Origin of the sequence: Micromonospora sp. NPDC002389, assembly GCF_040296095.1 — a bacterium.
In the GTDB taxonomy this organism is placed as follows: domain Bacteria; phylum Actinomycetota; class Actinomycetes; order Mycobacteriales; family Micromonosporaceae; genus Micromonospora.
In genome coordinates, this window is the sequence record NZ_JBEOWP010000005.1 from 273418 (window position 1) to 294378 (window position 20961).

Annotated in this window: 2 protein-coding genes (1 of these 2 only partly in view); one reads left to right on the forward strand and one right to left on the reverse strand. The window is 71.8% G+C overall.

What is annotated here, in order from left to right; genetic code table 11:
- Window positions 1-450, forward strand: a complete 450-nt coding sequence (locus ABT008_RS12445) for a hypothetical protein (RefSeq protein ID WP_350695999.1) — start codon at window positions 1-3, stop codon at window positions 448-450.
- On the opposite strand, the gene ABT008_RS12450 is transcribed toward ABT008_RS12445, so the two are convergent.
- A protein-coding gene (locus ABT008_RS12450) for a hypothetical protein (RefSeq protein WP_350696000.1) crosses the window boundary here: on the reverse strand, window positions 426-20961 show its 3' portion. 14825 nt of this gene lie beyond the right edge of the window; the window shows 20536 of its 35361 coding nt (coding positions 14826-35361); its start codon lies off the right edge, out of view; the stop codon is at window positions 426-428. The genes ABT008_RS12445 and ABT008_RS12450 overlap by 25 nt on opposite strands.

A 20961-nucleotide genomic window follows, 5' to 3' on the forward strand; every position in this document is an offset into this window, starting at 1 on the left:
ATGACGCAGACAACGGGGGAACGAGTGACGGCGGGTCGGACGGTGGCGCAGAAGATGGGCGTCAAGCCGGGCAGCCGGGCCTATCTGGACGCGGCACCCACCTCAGCGGTCGAGGCGCTGCGGCTGCCCGAGCTGGTGGTCGCCGACACGCTGACCGGGGAGTTCGACTACCTGCACCTCTTCGTCACCACGCAGGAGGAGATGCGGCACCGTTTCCCGGTGCTGCGGGAGCACCTGCGCAGGGGCGGGATGCTCTGGCTCTCCTGGCCGAAGGGCGGCCGACTCGGCTCCGACCTGGAGCTCAAGAGCGTGATCCGGATCGGCTACGACTTCGGGCTGGTCGAGAGCACCTGCCTGCGGGTGGACGAGGTGTGGGCCGGCCTGAAGTTCACCCACCCCAAGCCGGGCAAGGTCTACCGCAACAGCTACGGCACCCTGCCCGGCGCCTGACGGCCGGGTGCGCAGCTGGCCGCAGTTTCGGTGAGCACCCCCAGCAGGTCCGCGTGGTGCGGTGCCGGCCCGTCCACGTGGCCCGGGATGCCGTGGGCGCGGACCTCGTCGCGGAGTTCGTCCAGGCGATCCACCCAGTACCAGCGGTGGTAGGGGTTCGCCTCGCAGCAGGCCACGTCCTCCAGTGCCTTGTCCCAGGCTTCGACGGAGCTGGTTGGGTGGGCTTCCTCGCGGGTCATCCGCAGCACGATGGCCACCGCACCGAACACGGTGGCGTTCCAGCGTCCGTCGTCGACGCGATCCGGTTGTTCGCCGACGACCCCGGCGGCCAGGGCGGCTGCCAGCGCGCGGGCCCGGTCGTCGGTGTACATGAGGCGGAGCAGGCGGTCGTCCCAGGGTTTGCGGGACAGCGCATCCGGCTTCGGTTCGAGGTAGTCGAGGGCGAAGGTGACCGTCATCGGACCCTGCACGCTGGTGCGGGGTTCCATGACGGTCGCCTGGATCGGCTCGGTCGGCTGGTAGCGAGACCCAGCCGGGTCGATCGCCCCGTTCGACGCCTCGACCAGTTCGAGCACCGCCTTGTGGGCGGAGAGCAGTCGGTTGTCCGGGTCCCGCGCCTGGAGGTGAGCGAGCTCGTCGGCGACGTACGGGTGCCGCAGGTCTGCGACGTTCTCGCGGAGGTACTCCTCGGCGGTGGGCCAGTCGGGCTGCCCCAGCCACTTGGAGAGGATCACCGATCCGGACCGCGCGACCGGGCCTGTGGTGATCTGACCGGCGGTGGTGAGAAGCGTCGGGACGAACGCCGACGTCGACCAGGGTTGCGCACCGTCCGGCCCGGTGACCTGCCAACCGGCGTCCGCGGCGGTGCTCTCTGGACTGATCAGCGCAAGGTCGTAGCGGTTCACCAGTGCGGTCAGGGCCGCGGCGGGCGCGGTGGCGACCACGATCGGCTGGAGGTGCCGTTCGCCGAGCTTGATCAGCGTCATGCCGAGCACGGTCAGCACGGCGCTTCGTTCGTCGACTCGGGCACCGACCTCGACCACCACCACCGGACGCCGCACCGTGCGGGCCGCCCGCGCCACCGCCTCGGCGACCGGTCGCTGCCGCCACCTGTCGACGTCGCCCACGACCAGCAACCCACCGTCGTACGCGGCACCCCGGGGTGCGTCGATCCGGGGCGGTCCGAACGGCACCGGGTGCCGCTGTGGCGCATCGTGCACGCCCGACGGGTAGCCGATCACCAGCAGCGCCATCATCGACGCGTCGGCCGACGCGTCGAGCAACTCCGGCGGAGGCTTGGGTTCCGACTCCCTCCCCGGCTCCGGCTGCCGGAACCGGACGAACGCACCCGCAGGCTCGACCATGGGAGCACCGACGACGTCGGCGGTGAGCGTGCCCAACCGCACGTCCCCGTCTCCGGGCAGGATGTGGGCGGTCCCGACCGACACCGTCACGTCGGTGCGGCGCGCCTCCTGCACTCGCTCCCCGAAGCGGGACAGGGCCTTGAGCTCTGCTTCGGTGCCCTCCGCATCGCCGGGCAGGAAGAGCACCAACAGCAACGCGCCCTCGTACCTGGCGTTGCTGCGCGCCAACTCGCGGGTGAAGTTCCGGGGGCCGTACCGTCCGTTGCGGGTGACCACCTCGCCCGTCTGTGGATCCAGCGTGGCGTAGACCGACCACACCCCTGGCCGGAAGTCGGGCATCCGCCGCACCGCGTGGTACGTGTCCAGGGTGTCCGCAGGGTGCGGGTAGTAGATCTTCGAGTCGAACTCGTACCGTGACTCGATCCGTCCCCGGCTGCTGTACACGCTCGACCTGACCGGTTCGCGCACCTGGTCGGCGATGAGCCGGGCCACATCGCGCAACCACCGGTCCAGATGATCAAGCGGGCCGAGACGGCCTGACGAGTACCGGCCGGAGAGACCGTCCAACGCCCAGGTGCCGGTCTGCGGATCCCGACGCAGGTTCCCGGCCACCCCGGCCCGGGTCAGTCTCGCGGTGCCGTCGCCCTCGAACCGCGCGGCCAGCGAGGGATGTCCGGGACCGTCGAGCATGTCCCGGACATCGGCCAGGGTGACGGTCGGGTCGACCTTCCGCATCGACGTGAGCAGGTCGTCGAGCTGCGCCGGCGACATCGCGTCGGTCGCGGTCTCCGAGCCGACGAACACCAGGAGGTCGCGGGCGTCCTCACCCTCCTGGGCCTCGGCGTACGACCCGCGTTCCAGGACGAGGAAGAGCCAGTCGTGGTCCGGACGCCCGGCCCAGACCTCGGGTGTGAAGTCGGCCAGCGGCATCCACAACGGGTTGAGCCGGACGTCGAGCCCGTCCGTTTTCTCGCCCCGCACCACACCGCTCTGCGGCGCCTGCTCGATCTCCGGCACCACGCCGGCTCCGACGTTCTCCGGCCGGTCGTACCACCGTGAGGCGGTCGGATCGACGGGTCCGTCGGTGGGAAGCACCACCGGCGCCGGGTCCGCCGCGCGGTGCTGCACGAGGAACCAGCCGTCGCCCGCCTCCTCGACGAACCGGGCCCAGGACAGTCGCTCGGTCGACGTGTCGCCGCGAGCAGGCCGATAGACGAGCAGGTCACCGTTGCGTAGTCGGGTGGCTGCCTGCGCCTGCCCGGAGACACCGACGAAGATGACGCCGTCGCCTCGTTGCAACGCGCGAAGTCTGTCGTCCACCGTGGTCGCCCGTGGCGAATCGGCGGCGAGCAGCGAGCGCAGCCGGTAGGGCACGTCCATCATCACCATCTGATGCTCGTGCAGCTGGGTGGCGTGTTCGGCAGCGACCTGGAGGTCCGGCTGCCCCAGGGCCGACGGATCGATCCCGTCGACCGGTCCGCCGGCCATCAGCCAGCGCAGGGCGAGCAGCGGCGACGCGTCGCCGAGCGGCCACCAGCCCTCCGGAGGCGAGGCGAAACGACCGAGCCGGACCGCGCCGTCGCCGTCCACGAACAGGCTCGGGGGCGGCAGGTCGTCGCCAGGAAAAGGTACGGGCCGCAGCGCCAGCGCGGTGCGTCCCCCGCCCGAGGGCGGCAGGTCCGCCACGAGCCGCAGGCCGACCGTGGCCGCACCCGACACCAGGTCAGCGCCGAGCGGTACCGCAGTGCCGCCGGTGGCGGGGAAGTACCAGAACTCCGAGGGCTGCGCCTCGTGGAGATCGACCGTGCCGTCGGGGCGTCGATCCGCCCGCACCGCCGACACCCGTCCCTGCGGGTTGAGTGCGATGTCGTCGAGGGGCGCGATCACCGGCTGCCGCAACCGGTCGCGGACGCGAGCGGCCAGCAGGCCGTGCGTGCCGTCGCCACGGGCGGCTCCCCCCACCAGCAGGACCAGCGGTGCCGAGGTGTCGGCGGCCTGCGACGCCCAGCGGTCGATCAGGTCGGTTCCGGTGAACCGGGCGGTCACGTCCCGGTGACGCCGACCGTCGAGCACCACCGGGACACGCGCCACGTCCGTGGTCGGGTCGTGCTCGGCGAGCAGGGCCGGCGACGAGCCGAAGGCCGCCGGCTGACCCCACGAGCCGGTCGGACGGTACGACTGGAAGACGTCTCCGCCCACCCGGCGTACGAACAGCGTCGCGCCGCCGCCCGGGTACGTGCGGGCGTCCTCGTCGCCCAGCACGACCAGGTCGACTCCCAGTGCGACGGCGAATACCGCGACGACCTCGTCGAGGATGGCGGAGTTCCACATCCGGGGCGCACCGATCGCCGCGACCAGCAGCGCGGCGGCATCCCGGGCCGGGTTCGCCCCGGGCGAGCCCGCGCGCACCAGCGCCCCCGCCGCGTCGGAGTCCGGGGTGAGCAGGGTGAGGAACCGGTACAGGCGGGCCGTGTCCTCGTCGGCCATCGCGACCAACCGGGTGCGCAGCGACGGCTCGCCGAGGGACGGCTCGTTCAGGCCCAGTGCCCCGGCGAGCAGCGCGACCGCCTCGTCCGCCAGGCTGCCGATGATCAGCTCGCCGATGGACCGGATCGTGAACCGGTGCGGATCGGCGCGGACGACCTGTCCGGCGTGCTGGAGCAGGGTGGCTTCGTCCCGTACGTGCGCCGGCAGCTCCAGGCCCTGGGCGCGGGCGCTGTCGAGCACCGCCCGGGTCAGACTGCCGGGCTCGGTGCCCAGGTCCCGGGCACCCAGGTGGTATTCCCACTCGTCGACGACGGTGGGTTCGCCGTCGGCCAGCAGCCTGGTCGTGAGCGGCTCCACGCGACTCGCGGGCACGAGAGACGCGGACTGCCGTTCCCGCCAGATGACCGCCATCATGATCACGGCGCGTAGCGACGGATCCGCCACCCGCGCGAAGGAAGCGAGGGGCAGCGGTGGCACCGCGCTGACCCGGCGGTCCAGCCGGCTGCGGTCGTAGGGGGCGAACTCGTACCCGAGGTGGGCCAGCAGATCGGGATGACGAGCCAGCCCGCCCGGCAGCCCGTGGATCGCGGCCAACGCGCCGAAGACCGGTCCTGCGGTGTCCACCTCCGCCACCCGGACGACGTCGCCGGCCGGGTTCTGGAAGGCCACGGAGACCATCGTGGTCCCGGCGCCGTGCAGTCGGCTCAGTTCGGCGTTGACGGACCGCCGGTCGGGCTCGCGTTCCAGATCCCAGCCGCGGGACTCCGGCTCCGCACCGGTGGCCCCGGGCAGGTCGACGTCGATCCGGACCCCGGTCAGTGCGACGTCCGTCCACATGAGGTTCCGCTGGTCGAACCGGCTGTCGGCGGCGTACTCGACGAGTTCTTTCAGCCGACTGAACATCGCCCCGACGTCGCGGCCGTACCCGACGGTGATGCTCCGGAACTCGACGTCCAGTTTGAGGGCCATCGACAGGGCCGTGAGCACCCGCTCCGCGTCGTCGACCGACAGCGCCGAGAGGTCTTCGAGGGTCCAGCCGGCGTCCCGCGCGCCCCAGAGGACCTCAGCGACGTCGCCGTCGAAGTCCTGGATGCCGTCCAACCGGGCGACCCACTCCCGGAGCCGGGTCGCCGTCACCTCGGGCGTTTCAGGGGCCGACGGTAGCTCGGCGGTACCGCGTGCCGCCGCACCGTCCGCGCCGGACTGGAGGTGGCCCGCCGCCATGGTGATGAACTCCAGCGCCACGTCCAGCGTGACCTCGGCCAGTTCCGCGACCGTGAGGGCGTCCTCAATGGGCGTACCCACGAGCTGGTACTGCTCCCTGAGGTGGAGCAACTTGAGTTCCTCCGCGTCGCTGACGCCCAGCAGACGACGGGTGAGCGAGTCGCGCGGCGGCACCCCGCCCACGTGCTCACGCAGCAGGGCGGCCAGTTCGTTCAGCACCACGTGCCGAGGACCACCACGGTCGACGTGGACCGCGATCTCGCCACGGATCGGTGCCAGGTCGCGCGCGTCCACCCGACCCCGGTTCGCGAGCAGGAACACCCAGGACCCGTACGGGTCGTCCGACAGCTCCACCGGCACCCGGCCGACCCGTACGCTGTGTCCCAGCACCAGCAGGTAGCTCAGGTCGAGCGCGTCCGCCAGGGATTCGATCTCGTGTCGGCCCCAGGAACCGCCGGGCGTCCTCCCGTCGTGGTATTCACGGATCTTCTCGACGACCCGCGCGAGGTCGTCGAACCTCGCCGTGCCGATCCCGTCCAGGTCCGACGGGTCCATGCCCAGCACGTCGGCGGTCCACTGCCGGTCCGCAGAGTCCAGTTCGCGCCCGGTCACCGGCTGGTTGGCGTCGAAACCGAGGTCGGTCATGAAGGCCAGGTGCCGGCTCGGCTCCTCGATGACCGTTCCTGCCCGTTGCGCCATGTCACTGAGAACGCCCCGGATCCAGGCCGCATCGGAATGCGCCGCCACCCCACCTGCCCGCAGGAAGGGTTGCAACAGCCGCACCGGCACCTGCAGATCCAGGGCCGACTGGTACACCGCCTCGTACGGCGGCTGGGCACCCCATGCCCGGAGCCGCTCCGGCGTCCGCTCGGACAGCTGCCCCTGCGCCTTGGCCTGCTGGTAGACGAGCCCCGGCGACACCTGTGCCTGGGCTGCCACCGAGTGCACCACTTTCGGGTCCAGCCACGGACGCTCGCGTCGGTCCTCCTCGATCTCGCGCTGGTACACACCGAGTCGCCGAGCCCAGAACGCGGCCAGCAGGTTGTCCACGAACTGCGCGGGTGGGAGATCGTCGGCACCGAGCGGAGCTTTCGCCGTCGCCGACACCTCCGCCGCCGACATGCCACCGGTCAGTCGATCCCAGGTGCCCATCGCCGTGGCGAGTTGCTCAGTCGCCTCGACCACCTGGTCTGCCACCGCGGCCGTGATCAGCGACGCCGACGGCGACGCGGCGGCACCGGCCGCCACCAGCAGTTGGGTGACGTGCACCGCCGCCGTACGGATCACCAGGTCGGCGTTGCGGTGGATGTGCCAGGTGGAGCCGGGTCGGCTCAGCGGTTCGAGTCGGGTGTGCATCTCGGCCAGCATCTGCCCGGCCGCGTCCCGTCGCCCGCCCGGCTTCGGCCCGGGTAGCGCAGCCGCCAGCTCGGCGAGACCAGCCGGCGTGGTCGTCTCGTCCACGCCGGGTACCGATCGGTCGGCGTGGTGCTCCGTCCACCACCGGACGGCGGCGGTCAGGGCACCGGCCGCACGGGTGGCTGCCTGGATCACGTCGCCCGGATCGGCGACGGGGTGGTGGAGCGTCAGGGTCACGGAGCGGGCCGTACCGACGATGATCGCCGCCTGCCGGGTCAACGCTCCGACGAACGGATCGTCCGCGACCGCGTCGACCTCCTGCCACACCGCGCTCGGGTCGGCCACGGCGACATCCCGCGACCGGCGCAACTGCTCGACATTGCGGGTCAGTTCCGCGACGTGTACGGCCCGGAGGCGATCGGCGAGGTGCAGTCCCCCGCCCTGCGGACCGGTGCCGACCTCGGCGAACCGCAGGAGTTCCCGGACGTACCGTGGCCGCTGATCATCGGAGGCGGACTCGCTGATGATGGACGCGTCGCTCCGGACCGGCCACTCCTGCGCGTCACCTTCGCCGTCGCCACGCGGTGCCGGCCGGCCGAGCGCGGCCCACCGGGTGACGAGTTCCTCGATCTGTCCCGGAGCGGGCCGCACCTCGGGGGGCATCTCCCGGATCCGGTCGAACAGCGGGCGCAACGACAGCAGCGTGCGCGGGTCCGTCTCCCAGGTGGCCGCCAGCCAGACCAGCACGTACGGGAGCCGCATCAGGCCGAGCCGGTAGGCGATCCAGGGCAGCTCGACCGGTACCCGACCGGTCACCTCCACCAGTCGTACCAACGCCGGTGCCTGCGTGGCCGACAGCCCGAGACGGTCGGCCAACTCCGACAGGCGCGCGCCGTCGACTCCCGGCAGTGCCGTCACCCGACGGAGATAGGCGACCCGCACACCGAGTTGTTCCGCCCACTGCGCCAGGTCGGTCGGGGCGGACGCGGGAACGTCCCGCTTCCGGGCGAGCGCCCGGGTCAGCTCGGCCGTGGTCGCCGGCTCGGGTGCCACCGGCACGAGGGCATCGGCCACCCGCTCGCTCGGCACATCGCCCAGGACGGCCCAGACCGACTCCGCGATCGTCGGGGAGTCCACCAGCGGACGGAGGTGCTCGACGGGGAACCCGAGGCGCGCGGTCCACCGCACCCATCTGACGACGTCGGCGTCCGCCGGCAGCAGCGCCGACACCGCTTCGGCGACCCGCTGCCCCTGGCGGCGCAGCTCCTCCGGGTCGTCCGGGCTGGTGACGGGCACCGATGCGGCGGCCGCCCGGAGCTGGTCCCCCAGGGCCAGCGCCAGGTCGACGGGGGGTACGCCGAACCGCTCGGCCGCCGCTTCCAGAGCCGCCGGGCCGGCGAGGCCCGACTCCGTGGCCAACGTCGCCAGGCTCCCGGCCGCCCGGCTTCGGCCGTTCAGCGCCGCGCGCACGTGGGCGGTGGGCAGCTCGTGCAGCAGTTCCAGCGGTACGCCGAGTTCGCGCAGCTCCCCCAGCGCGGACCGGTCGGCGGGCGACAGCTTCGACCGGCGGACCAGTCGCATCAACCACACCAGGTCGCTGTCGGTGCGGACGCCCTCCCCGGCCAGCTCCGTGCGCAGCAGATCGACCCAGGGGCCCTCGTCCGGCTCGATCTCGCGGGAGCCCGCCGCGACGCGCGCCAGCACGTCCCCCACCGTCACCACGAGTTCCGGCAGCACCCCCAGGTCGCGGACCACACCGAACAGCGGTCCGGGTCCGGCGAGCCCGATCTCTCGCGCGTGGGTGCCCACGTCGAGCGGCACCGTGCCGAGCACCTCGACCAGGTTCACCAGTTCGGCGACCTCGTCGCCCGCCATGGCCAGGCGCTGGGCCAGCCGGTCGACCTCGGTCCGGTCGAACGGCAGTTCCCCGTCATCCAGCAGGCGAGCCGCCTGCGGGCCGGTGATCCCGACACCCCGCAACCATCGCGCGTCCTCGGTGTCCGTCGTGCGGCCGTCGGGGCCGGCGTCCGCTCCGGGGGCGACCAGTACGACCGGGAAGTCCGTCTCGGGCACGACGGGCAGCGACGCGACGGCGTCGTCACCCCCCGACGGGTCGGTCGTCGGCGGCGCCAGGTAGGGCAGGTCCAGTGCCACCAACCGCTCGTGCATGCGCTGGTAGCTGGTGGTGCGATCCGCCTCGGAGACCTGCGGGGCCGGGCCGTGGGCAGCTCCGAACAGCACGCGCCGGTGTGCGTCCACGGCTGCCGAGGCCGCACCGGCTCCGGGATGGCCCTCGGCAGCCAGCCGCCGCAGGGCCGCCAGCCGATCCGGCACCGCCCAGGCGACGAATCGCACCTGGGCCTCGGTCGTGGCGAGTGCGCCTGGCAGATCGGACGGCGACGGCGAGGCGGCACCAGCCGCCCCACGGGGTGGCACCACGCCGGCCGCCGCCGGGGATGCGCTCGTCCCGGCCGGTGCCGTGTCGGTCCGGCTCGCGGTCGGCGCCTCGACGGACGCATCACGGATCGCACCGGGTGCGCCACCGCGCAGGCGGGGCAGCCACTGCCGGCTCGCGGTCAGGAAGTAGTCGGCGGTCCGTTCACCGGTCTCCGGGTGCCGGCCGTGCACGCCGGTGTCGTCGATCAGCACCGGCACGAGCAGCCACCGATCGGCGCCCGGCACCGACTGCTCGACCCGGATGTGGCTGGTCAAGCCCTCCGGCGTCGCCTCGACCGGCTGGTGCCGGGCGATCTCGGTCAGCTCGGCCTTACGTTCCCGTAGGCGGTGGATCTCCGTCTGCACGGACAGGATCTCGTCCGACAGATCGGCGATCCGCGCAGCGGCTGCCGTCGCTTCGAGCTCGTCGCGGTTGCGGCCCTCCTCGACGGCTGTCCGGTCGGCAGTCAGATCCGTGAGAGCCTTCGCCCTGTCGATCAGGGCACGCGTCATCTCACTGAGGCGGACGCGGTCGACGCTCGCCGCTTCTGCCGGGGTGACCTCGCGCGCGGCCACGAACAGGGCGGGCGTGAAACCGGTGGTGGACCAGTGCACCCGACCGTCCGGACCGATCACCCGCCACGGTGCGGCGGGACCCGCCTCGTCCGCGCCGATCACGGGCAGGCCGTGCCGGCGTACCAGGGCCGTCAGTTCGGCACTGTGCGTGGCCGCGAGCACCAGCGGTAGCTGACGTCGAGCGCCGAACAGCGTCAGCGTCGCGCCGAGTGCGGTCAACGCCGCGTGTTTCGGCTCGGGCTCCGGGCCGACCACCACCACCGGACGCGCCCAGGAGGCTGCCGCCTCGGCCACCCTCTCCGCGAACGGCCATTCCCGCCACCGGGTCAGGTCCCCCACGACCAGCACGCCGCCGTCGTAAGCCGTGCCCGGAGGCGCCTCGACGCGGGGTGCGCCGAACGGAACCGGATACCGCTGAGGTGCTACCTCCGCATCGGACGCCTCCCGACGCTGGTGCAGGTGCCACGTCATCGCCGCATCGGCCGAGGATCCGAGTCGCCTCTGCTCGCCGAACAAGGTCAGTTTGACGAACTGGCCTTCCTCCTGGATCAGCGGACCGCCGTGAACGTCGACGGTCAGCGTCCCCAGCCGCACGTCGGTGTCCCCGGGCAGGATGCGGGCCGGACCGTCGTTGACGACGACATCCTCGAAATTCCCGTGGCGGTGAACGGCCTGCGCGAACCGCATCAGGGCCTGCCGATCCGTTGCGGATCCCTCGGCGCCGCCGGGCAGGAAGAACACCAGCAGCAGGGAGACCTCCTCGTCGAGGCCCGCACGGTGGAGCTGGTGGACGAAGGTCTGTGGGCCGTATCGACCTTCTCGGGTCACCACCTCGCCGGTCGCCGGCTCCAGGGTGGCGAAGACCGAGGTGTAGGTCGAGTACCTGGGCATTCGCCGGACGGCGGCGAATGTGTCCTCGTTGTCGGCGGGATGGACGAAGTGGACCCCGGCAGGGATGTCGTGTCGGGCGCCAGGCCTTCCCGTGCCGGACCCGATCCGGACGCTCAGCGGGAGCACCGGTGCCCGCACCTGGTCGGCCACGAGCCGCGCCGCGACGATCAACCAGTCATGCATCGATCGGGGGCTGTGCTGGTGACGTTCCTCCGTGTCGTTGAACCTGCCCGATTTGTCGTTCATATACCAGATGTCGGTGCCGGGGTTCCAGCGCAGTTCGCCCGCGACACCGGCAGGTGCCACGAGGGCCGCGTCACGTGTCGCCGGGTCGGTGGAGAACCTCACTGCCAGGGAGGGATGGCCCGGGCCGTCGACGAGGTCTCTGACGTGACCCGGCGTGGCCTCCGGGTCGGTCCGCCGCAGCGTCGCCAACAGCTCGTCGAACTGCCAGCTCGACATCGCGGCGGACGCGGCCTCCGAGCCGACGAAGACCAACAGGTCGTCGGGATGCGTCCCGGCCTCGGGATCCTCCTGCTCCGACCCGGTGTGCGCCCGACGCTCCAGCACCACGAACATCCAGGTGTGGCCGGGCCGCCTACCCCACACCTGCGGCGTGAACTCGGCCAGCGGTATCCAGAGCGGATTGAGTCGCACCTCCAGTCCGTCCACGTCGGTCATCTCGTCCACGACGGTCATCTCGTCGACGGCAGGGATCTGCTCGATCGACTGGACGAGGTGCGGCAGCACTCCGGCCGGCCGGTCGTACCGCCGGGACTCGCGGGGATCCACGCTCTCCGGGGACGGCAGCACCGGCTGCTGAACGCCCCGAAGTCCTTCGCGCACCACGTACCAGCCCGGTCCGGTCTCCTCGACGAACTGCCTCTGGGACAGCCGGGTGACACCGACGCCGCCGTGGACCGGCCGGTAGGCGAGCAGTTCCCCGTTGGGCTGTACGACGGCCGCGCGGGCCGTCCCGGTCGGGCTGAGGAAGAGGATGGAGTCACTGGGCCAGACGTCGGTCAGCCTGTCATCCGCCCGAGCATTTCCTTCGGGCTGCTCGGCGAACGCGGCCAGCACCAGTTCCGTAAGGTCCACCGGCACCATCCGCCCCCCGCGCAGCTTGACGGCCTGCGCAGCGGCGAACTCCAACTCCTCCTGTCCCAGTGCGCCCAGGTCGAGCCCCTCATCCGGGCCGCCGTCGAGCAGCCATCGCAGGGCGAGGTACGGCGTGGCGTCGCCGAGCGACAGCCAGCCCGGCGGTGGTGCGGCGGCACTACCGATTCGCGCCGTACCGTCGCCGTCCACGAAGAGGCGCGGCACCGGCGCTTCCTCGACCGCCGGCCGGGCCGGTCGGGCCGCCAGGACGGTCGCCCCGGTGTCGGGGATCGGGAGGTTCACCACGATCGGCAGCCCGAGGGGTTCCGCACCCGCCGCGAGGTCGTTCCCGACCGACTCCGACCCGCCTCCGGCCGGTGGGAAGTAGCGGAACTCGCCAGGCTCCGTCCGGGTATGGTCGACGGTTCCGTCCGGGGCACGGACCACGGAGGCGGCCGAGACCTTCCCGTCGGCGCCCAGGACGATGTCGACGGTGCTGGCGATGACCGGGGTGGCGAAACGGTCCCGGAAACGGCGGGCGAGCGCACCGTACGGACCGGACTCGTCGGCGGCCCCGCCCATCACCAGGACCAACGGCTGCGGTCCCCGGCCGGGGTGGACCGCCCACTGGTCGATCAGCTCCTGGCCGGTGAGGTCGGCGGTCAGGTCCCGCAGGCGCCGACCGTCCATACCGGTCACCACGAGAGGCAGCCGTGTCACGTCGGTGGCCGGGTCGTACTCGCCGAAGATCACCTGTGCGGGTTCGATCGCGATGAGTTGGGCCGGCACCGGTGCGGGGCGGTAGGACTGGAATCGGCCCCGCTCGCCCCTGAGCAGGTGGAGGGTCGAGCCTCCCCCGCCCGAGAACCGGCGGGCAGCCTCGGTCTCCACCACGACCAGGTCCACTTCCAGCACGACGGCGAGCACACCGAGGATCTCGTCGACCAGCGCGGAGTCCCACAGCGTCGGATCCCCGATCGCGTCCGGCAACAGGTGTGCGACATGGCTGGCAGCGGTGGCACCGCCAGCGCCGACGCGACTCAGTGTCCATGCCGCGCCCCGGCTCGGCGAAGCGACGGCGGTGCCGAGAAGTCTGCGCAGGCGCGGATTGCCCTCGCTGATCATTGTCATGATCGTCCACCGCAGGGTCGCCAGGTCATCTAGTGACTCGACCCTGATCGGCAGCGCCTGCGCCAGGCCGAGGAGTGCCTGATCGTCGAGATCTCCGGCGACCAGGTCACCGATGGTCCGCAACGGGAACCTGGTCGGGTCGTCCTGGACCGCCTGCCGCGCGTGCCGGATCAGGCCGTCCTCGTCGCGCACCTGCGACGGCAGCCGCAGCCCCTGGGCGCGGGCGCCGTCGAGGACGGCCCGGACCAGGCTGCCGGGTGCGTCACCCACGTCGTGCGGCACCAGGTGGTGCTCGTCGGCCCCGACGCGGGCGGGATCCCCGTCGTCCAGGAACCAGGTGGTGGTCGTACTCGGGCGGTCGGCTACGACCAGGGGTGCGGGCTTCCGCTGGCGTACGATCGCCGCCGCCATGACGGCCGCCCGGGCCGGCGGATGTTCGATGGGCAGGAACGGGTCGACGCGCAGCCGCTCGGGTCGGCTGACCCGACGATCCAGGCGCGTCGAGTCATACGGGTCGACCTCGTACCCCAGGTATCCCAGCAGTTCGGGGTGCATCGTGAGGCCGCCCGGGAGGGCGATCACCACGATCAACGCGCTGACGGTCAGCGGCGTCAGGTCCAGTTCCGCGATCCGTGTGGCCGGATCGGGGGAGGCAGCGAGGGAGACGGTCGCGGCAGCGACACGTGTTCCGTCCTGTCGGAGCTCACGCAGGCCCCGCTCCATCTCCTCCCAGGTGGCCGGGTCGTTCGTGAGGATCCATTCCCGCCGGGTCTCGACCGCTGCGAACGTCGCGAAGTCAGCGTCGACCGAGTGCGGCACGTGAACGTTGACGCGAAACCGTGAATCGGGCTCGGCCCACCGGGGCATCGGGAGTTCGAGGCGGGCACCGGCGACATCGGCGACGAATGTGGTCAGCGCACGGAGGAGCTTCTCGACGTTGCGGCCGTACCAGAAGACGGTGTTGTGGTAGACGCGGTTGAGCCCCGCCTCCGAGGCGGACGCCGCGAGGGCCGCAAGGACCTTCTTCCGCTCGTCTCCGGGCAGCGCCGACAGCTCGTCGAACGTCCAACCGACCCGCAGCGCCTGCGCGGTCATCGCCGGATGCAGGCGTGGCGCCGCTGCGGCGATTCCGCCGAGCCAGTCGACCCACTCGTTGACCATGCGTGGCAGCGCCGCGGGGTCCACGGTGTGGACGGGCGCCTCGGCCTCCGGGCCGCCCTGGGGTACGGGACGGGAGCCGACCGCCAGTCCGATGGCGTCGGCGGTCAGCCAGAGGTCGACCTCACCTGCCTGGTAGGCCGTCTCGACCAGTTCCGTCGCGGAGACGCCGGCCTGTTGTGCGAGGAGTCCCAGGTGTCGCGGTACGCGGTCGTTCGAGGCCACACCGATCCGGAGCAGTTTGCCGGTGAGGCTCTCCCTCGGCGCCGGGGCCTTCCCCTTCGCCCGGATTCGCGCGAGCGCCCGTTCCACCACGACCTGCCGGGGCAGTGCCCGATCCATCACCTCGGTGAGTACCGTCCCGAACTGTTTCGTCACCTCCCGAGAGTCCATCCGGAGCGCGGTGGCGAGCAGGAACAGGTACGCGCCGTACATTTTGTCCGCCAGTTCCATCGGCACTCGGCCCATCCGGACGCTGTGGCCGGTGACCAGGTAGCTGCTGAGGCCCAGCGCGTCGGCCAGCGACTCGAGGTCGTGCCGTGCCCAGTTTCCGTCGGGTTCGCGGACGGCGTACTCGCGACGCACCAGATCGACGAGTTCGAGAAGCGACCGGAGGGAGACCCCGTCGGCGCCGTCCAGATCCTCCGGGTCCAGGCCGAGGATGTCGGCCACCCACCGGTGCGGCCAATCCTCGAGTTCGCCGGGGCGCGTGGCCTGGGTGGTCCGCAGGCCGACGTCGGCCAGGAAAGCGAGCCGACGCCGGGGCCACTTCGCGATCCGGTCCGGCAGTTGTACCCGCAGCAGGGAATCCCTCACCTGCTCCAGGTCGGGTGCGGTGCCCGCCCTCGCACTCAGCAGGGCCCGCAGCGGCGACAGCAACCGCACCGGCACCGACAGATCGTTCGCCAGGCGGTAGAGGTCCTCGTGCGGCGGTCCCAGGCTCCAGGTCGCCCGCAGACCAGATGCGCGCTCGGAGTGGTACCCGTTGCGTCGGGCGTACTCGTAGACCACGCCGGGCGGGACCTTGAGTCTGCCGGCCGTCGCCACGATCGCCAGGTGATCCAACCAGGGGCGGAGGTAGCGGTCCTCCTCGATCTCGGACTCGGGTACGTCGATGAGCTTCGCCCACGACGGGGCCAGGATGACGTCCGCGCTCTGGTCGTCGGTCTCCCTTCTGTTCCGGGCCTCTGCCTGACCGTCGGTCACGGCTGCGGCGAGTTCGGCTGCGGACAGGCCACCGGCCAGCCGGTCCCAGGCCGCCACGGTCGCGGTGAGCCGCTGAGCGGCCTCGATCGCCTGGGCGGCGACCGCGTTCGCGATCAACGCCGTCCCGGGCCGAGCGGGTGTGCCCGCCCCCACCACCAGACGGGCGATGTGCGTGGCGGCCGCCTCGATCACCATGGCAGCCGTCCGATAGACGCTGCCCGCCTCGGTCGTCCGGGTCAACGTGTGGAGCAGCGTGCGTACCCCGGTCAACATCGCGGCCAGGTCGTCACGACCGGCCTGCGCCGAGGCCAGCCTCTCGCCCGCTGGCAGCGACCGCAGCAGGTCGGGAACGCGCACCGGCCGGGCCGGATCGTCTCCGGCTGACGGTATCGGCCGGTCGGCGTGCCGATCGGTCCAGGCGCGTACGGCGTCGACCACGGCGTCGGCAGCCTGGACGGCTCCCCGAACCACCTCCGTCACGTCGGGTGAGGTGATGTCGCGGGTCAGCGCGGGTACCGCTGCGGTCGCCGCCGAGGCGACGATCGCCGCCTGCCGGGTCAGCGTTCCCAGGTCGGGGTCGGCGGCGACCTTCTCGGTGTCCTGCCACAGTTCCTCGGCCTCGACGGAACTGATCTCCGCCCACCGACGCAGCCTGTCGCGCCGATCGCGGACCGCCGTCGGCACGAACGTCCGGAGGCGGTCCAGGACCTCCAGCCCGGCTCCCTCCGGGCCTGATCCGAGACCGGCTGCCCAGAACAGTGCCGAGGCGTTCCGGCGGCTCCGGCCGGCACCGTCCGCCCTGGTCCAGGTCGAGCGACCGCTGTAGACGAGCGCGGCCAGGCTCGTGTGCTGTGCCTGTTGCTCGTCATCGTCCGGGATGGACAAGAGGCTGTGTGAGCGGTGCGACTCCGACGCCGAGCTTCGGTCCGAGTCGTCGTCGCGACCACTGGCCCTCTGGGGGGCAGGCTGAGGGGTGCGGACGCTCGCCGCCGTTTCCTCGGCAGTGGGCCACATCCGGAACTGGTCGTCGTCGAAGGTGTCGTGCCGGTCGAGCAGCAGTCCGTCCGTGAGGTCGGCGGCGGGCTCTGCGTGATACCCCGCGCCCGCGCGGCCCGGGTCCGCCCAGCGACCGACCAGCTCCTCGATCTCCTGCATCGACGGTCGACTCCGAGTGGGCAGCTCCGCGATCCGTGCGAACAGCGGACGCAGCGGCATCAGCCTGCGCGGATGGATCTCCCAGTAGCTGGCGAGCCAGACCAGCAGATAGGGACCCGCTGGCATGCCCAGCCGGTAGGCGAACATGAGCAAGTCGTCAGCCGACACCCGACCGGTGACCTCGACCAGCCGGACCAGTGCGGCGGCTTGCTCTGGGGGCAACGCGAGGCGGTCGGCCATCGCCGGCAGCGCTCGCCCGTCGACGCCGGGCATGACCAGCACCCGCCGCAGGTAGTAGTCGGGCACACCGAGTCTTTGCGACCACGCGGCCAACTCCTCCGGGGTGGGCACGGCGACGTGCCGAGCAGCGATCGGCGCCGGGGCCGCCGCCTCCGGCACCAACGGCACGAGCACCTCGGCGACCCGGCCCCCGTGCACGTCACCCAGGGCCTCCCAGATGAGACCTTCGAGCATCGGAATCTCGGCCAGCGGGCGGAGCCGGTCCACCGGGAATCCGAGCCGCGCACTCCAGCGCACCCAGCGGTCGAGTCCGGGTCCGGTCGACGCGACCTGGGCCAGGAGGCGATCGGCGACCCGCTGCCCCTGCTCCCGGAGGCCGTCCGGCCCCGCGTCGGACAGCGGTGGAGCATCGGACACGGCCGCCCGCAGCCGGTCGCCGAGGGCCAGGGCCAGGTCGACCGGGGGTACGCCGAGTCGCTCGGCCGCCGCCTCCAACGCGGCCGGGCCGGCGAAGCCGGCATCGGCGGCCAGCGCCGCCAGACCGGTGTCGGCCCGACGCCGGCCGTCCAGCGCCGCCCGGACGTACTCGTCGGGCAGTTCGTGCAGCAGTTCCAGCGGTACCCCGAGGTCGCGCAGCTCGCCCAACCACCTGCGGTCGGCGGGGGCCAGGTCCATCCGGCGGGTCAGCCGTATCAGCCACACCAGGTCGCTGTCGGTGCGGACACCGGCGTCGGCCAGTGCCGTCCGGAGCCGGTCGACCCAGCGGCCCTTGTCCGGTTCGAACTTTGACGAGCCGTCAGCGACCCGGGCCAGCACATCGCCGAGCGCTGCCACGTCTGCGGGGGACACCGCCAGTTCACGGACCACACCGAACAGCGGACCGGGCCCGGCGAGCCCCGCAGCCTCGGACCGTTCCCGCAGGTCCAGCGGCACCGCGCCGAGGACCTCGGTCAGCGCGACCAGTTCCCGGGCGTCTCCCTCCCCGCCCAGCATCCGCACCACCTGGTCGACCTGTCCCGGGTCGAAGCGCAGACGTCCACCGGTCACCAGTCGCGCGACCTGGTGGGGTGGGATGGTGTTCGAGGTCAGCCACGCCCGCGTCGCCGGGTCGGCCACCAGGTCGGCGATCGCGGGTGGCTTTGGGGACCCGGGTGCCGTCTTGGAACCGGGTGCCTCCTTTGCCGCCTTGGACCCGGGTGGCACCAGCTGCACCGGGAAGGCCGGCACCGGCACCGCGTGCACCGGCACGACGCTGTCGTCGAGGGAGACCGCCGGTGGGCCGGGCGGTGCCAGATGCGGCAGGTCCAGCGCCGACGCCAACGCCGTCAGCCGGTCGTGCACGACGCGATAGGCGGTCGCCACCGCAGCGACGTTCCGCCGCGCGTTGCCGGGCTGTTGCCGGTTCGGTGCGGTGGTCTGCGCCAGAACCTCCCGGTACTTCTCCAGGTCGGCCAACGCCTCGACGGCACCCGGACGGCCCTCGTCGGCCAACCGCCGCAGCTCGACGAGCCGGTCCGGCACCGCCCAACTGGCCAGCCGCGCCTGCGCCCGGGTCACGACCAGCTCGTCCTCGACCCCGTTCCTGCTGGCGGGAACCGGTGGCGGGATGGGCGGCGTCCGCCGGACGTCCTGCACCACCGTCGAATCGGGCGAGCCACCCAGAAGGCGGGGCATCCACTGGCCGTTCGACAACCAGAAGGAAGCGGTCACCTCGCCCGTCTCCGGGTGGATGCTCCGCACCCCCGAGTAGTCATCGATCAGCACCCGATATTCGTCGAACCCCCGATCACCACCCGGCTGCCGACGAACCCTGATGTAGCTCATCAGACCTCGTTCGGTCTCCTCAACCGGGTAGTGGGCGGTGATCGCGCTCAACTCGGTGATACGCGCCGTCAACCGGCCGATCTCCGACTCAGCCTGGAGCCGATCCGCCGACCCGCCCGCGCGACCGCTCCGGTCGTCCGCCTGCAACCACCCCAGATGCCCCTCCCATCTGGCCAGATGCTCCCGCATCTCCGCCAGGCGCACCTGACCGACATCGGCAGGCCGCGACGCGACCGCCGGCCCGGACGTGGATTCACCGGCCGCCACGAAGAGTGCCGGCGTGAACACTGACGTGGACCACCGGACCACGCCGTCGGAGTCGACCGCGTGCCACCGCGTGCCATCGCCGGAGGTCTCTGCGAACACCACCGGTACGTGGTGAAGCGTCGCCTCCACCCTCAGCTCGGCGACAATCGCGGTCGTGACCACCAGGGGCCGAAGGCGCCACTGCACGAACCGCTGCATCGTCTCGGCGAAAGTGGCCATCTCGGCAGCCCGTGCAGCGGGGACAGCGCCGACCTCGGCGACGACGATCGGTCGGGCCGACACTCGCGCAGCCTCCACCACCGCGCCGGCCTCTGGCCGCTCCCGCCACCTGGCCAGGTCGCCCACCACCAGCACACCGCGGTCGTAGTCGGCGCCCGGCGGCGGCTCGATGCCAGGTGCGCTGAACGGAACCGGGTACTGCTGCCCCGTTTCCCCACCACCGTGGGCATCCGGGTAGGAACCGAGCGCTTCCATGGACATGGACGCCGACGGTCCCAACTCACTGGTGTGCATACCCGAGCTGAGCAATACGAAAAAGCCATCCGGCGCCACCACCGGTGCACCGCGATCATCCGTCGCCAGGATCCCCAACTGCACATCGTCGAAGTCAGGCAGAATTCGGGCAACCCCGTAGTTGGTCACGATGTCGCTGGAGCGGACCTCGTGGAGCTGCCCTGCGAACCGCACCACCGCCTCGCGCTCCGACGCCGACCCGTCCGCATCGGCGGGTAGGAACAGCACCAGCAACAGCTTCGTGTGGGTCTCCACCTCGACGTGGTCGATCTGGCTGTTGAAATTCCTCGGACCGAACCGTCCCGCCCTCGTCACCACTTCGAGCGTTCGCGGATCCAGGGTGGCGTACACGGACTTGAAGCCGGCGTACGCAGGCATCCGCCGCACCGCTGCGACGGTGTCCTGGGTGTCGTCGGGATGCGCGAAATACAGTCCGGAGTGGATCTGCTGACGGCTCATGCTCGCCGTCATCCCGCCGTCCAGCCGCACCGTCCGCGGTAGGACCGGCTCGCCCACCTGATCTGCGACGAGTTGCGCGGCGACCCGCATCCATCGTTGTGTCGCGTCGGCCGAGCGCTGTTCTCCTCGCATGTACCTACCGGAGGAGTCGTTCATCTCCCAGGTCCCGTTTGCCGGGACTCTGCGGAGTTCGCCCGCGACACCTGCCGACGTCACCACTGCGGTCCCCTGCCCCGGCGACGCCGCAGTGAACCGCACCCCCAGCGAAGGATGCCCGGGACCGTCGACCATGTCTCTGACCAGTCCCGGCGTGATGTCCGGATCCACCTGCCGGATCGACGCCAGCAGGTCGTTGAACTGACTATCGGAGAGCGCCTGGGAGGCCGCTTCCGAGCCGACGAAGACCAACAGGTCGTCGGGGCGTTCGGTGGGGACCTCCGGCTCCGACCCGCCGGTGTACGCCCGACGCTCCAGCACCAGGTACAGCCACTTGTGCCCCGGCCGTCCCGCCCACACCTCCGGGGTGAACTCGGCCAGGGGCATCCACAGCGGATTCAGCCGCACCTCGGCGCCACGGGTGTCAGCCCCGCGCACCTCCTCATTCCAGGGCTCCTGCTCGATCTCCAGCACCCGGGTGGGTAGCACATCCGGCGGCCGCGCAGACCACCCCGAGTCGGTCGGAACCGCCGGGCGGTCGGCGGGATACACCGGAGTCCAGTCACTGCGGAGCCGACTGCGGACCAGGTACCACCCGGGGCCGGACTCGTCGACGAACCGGGCATGGGACATCCGCTCGACCGAGACGTCGTCATGCGTGGGCCGGTAGACCAGCAACTCGCCGTTGGGTCGCACGGTGGCGGCATGTGCCCAACCCGCACGGCTGACGAAGACGACCTCGTCCCCAGAGAACACTGCGGGGAGCCGCCGGTGCATCCGCACTCCGCCCCTGGGCCGCTCCGTGAGCGCCGAAGCCATCTGGTGCGGCAGATCACGTACCGACCGTTGACCCAGTCGGAGTCCGACGGCGTCCGACGCGACGGTCTGGAGGTCCCGTTGCTCGACGGCTGCGTCGGGCACGCGCGCCGACCCGTCGTTCCGCAGCCAGCGGAGGGCAAGGTACGGGCTG

What these genes read in the sequence shown, in the direction of transcription:
- ABT008_RS12445 (WP_350695999.1), top strand. Translation starts at nt 1, where the DNA reads ATGACGCAGACAACGGGGGAACGAGTGACGGCGGGTCGGACGGTGGCG.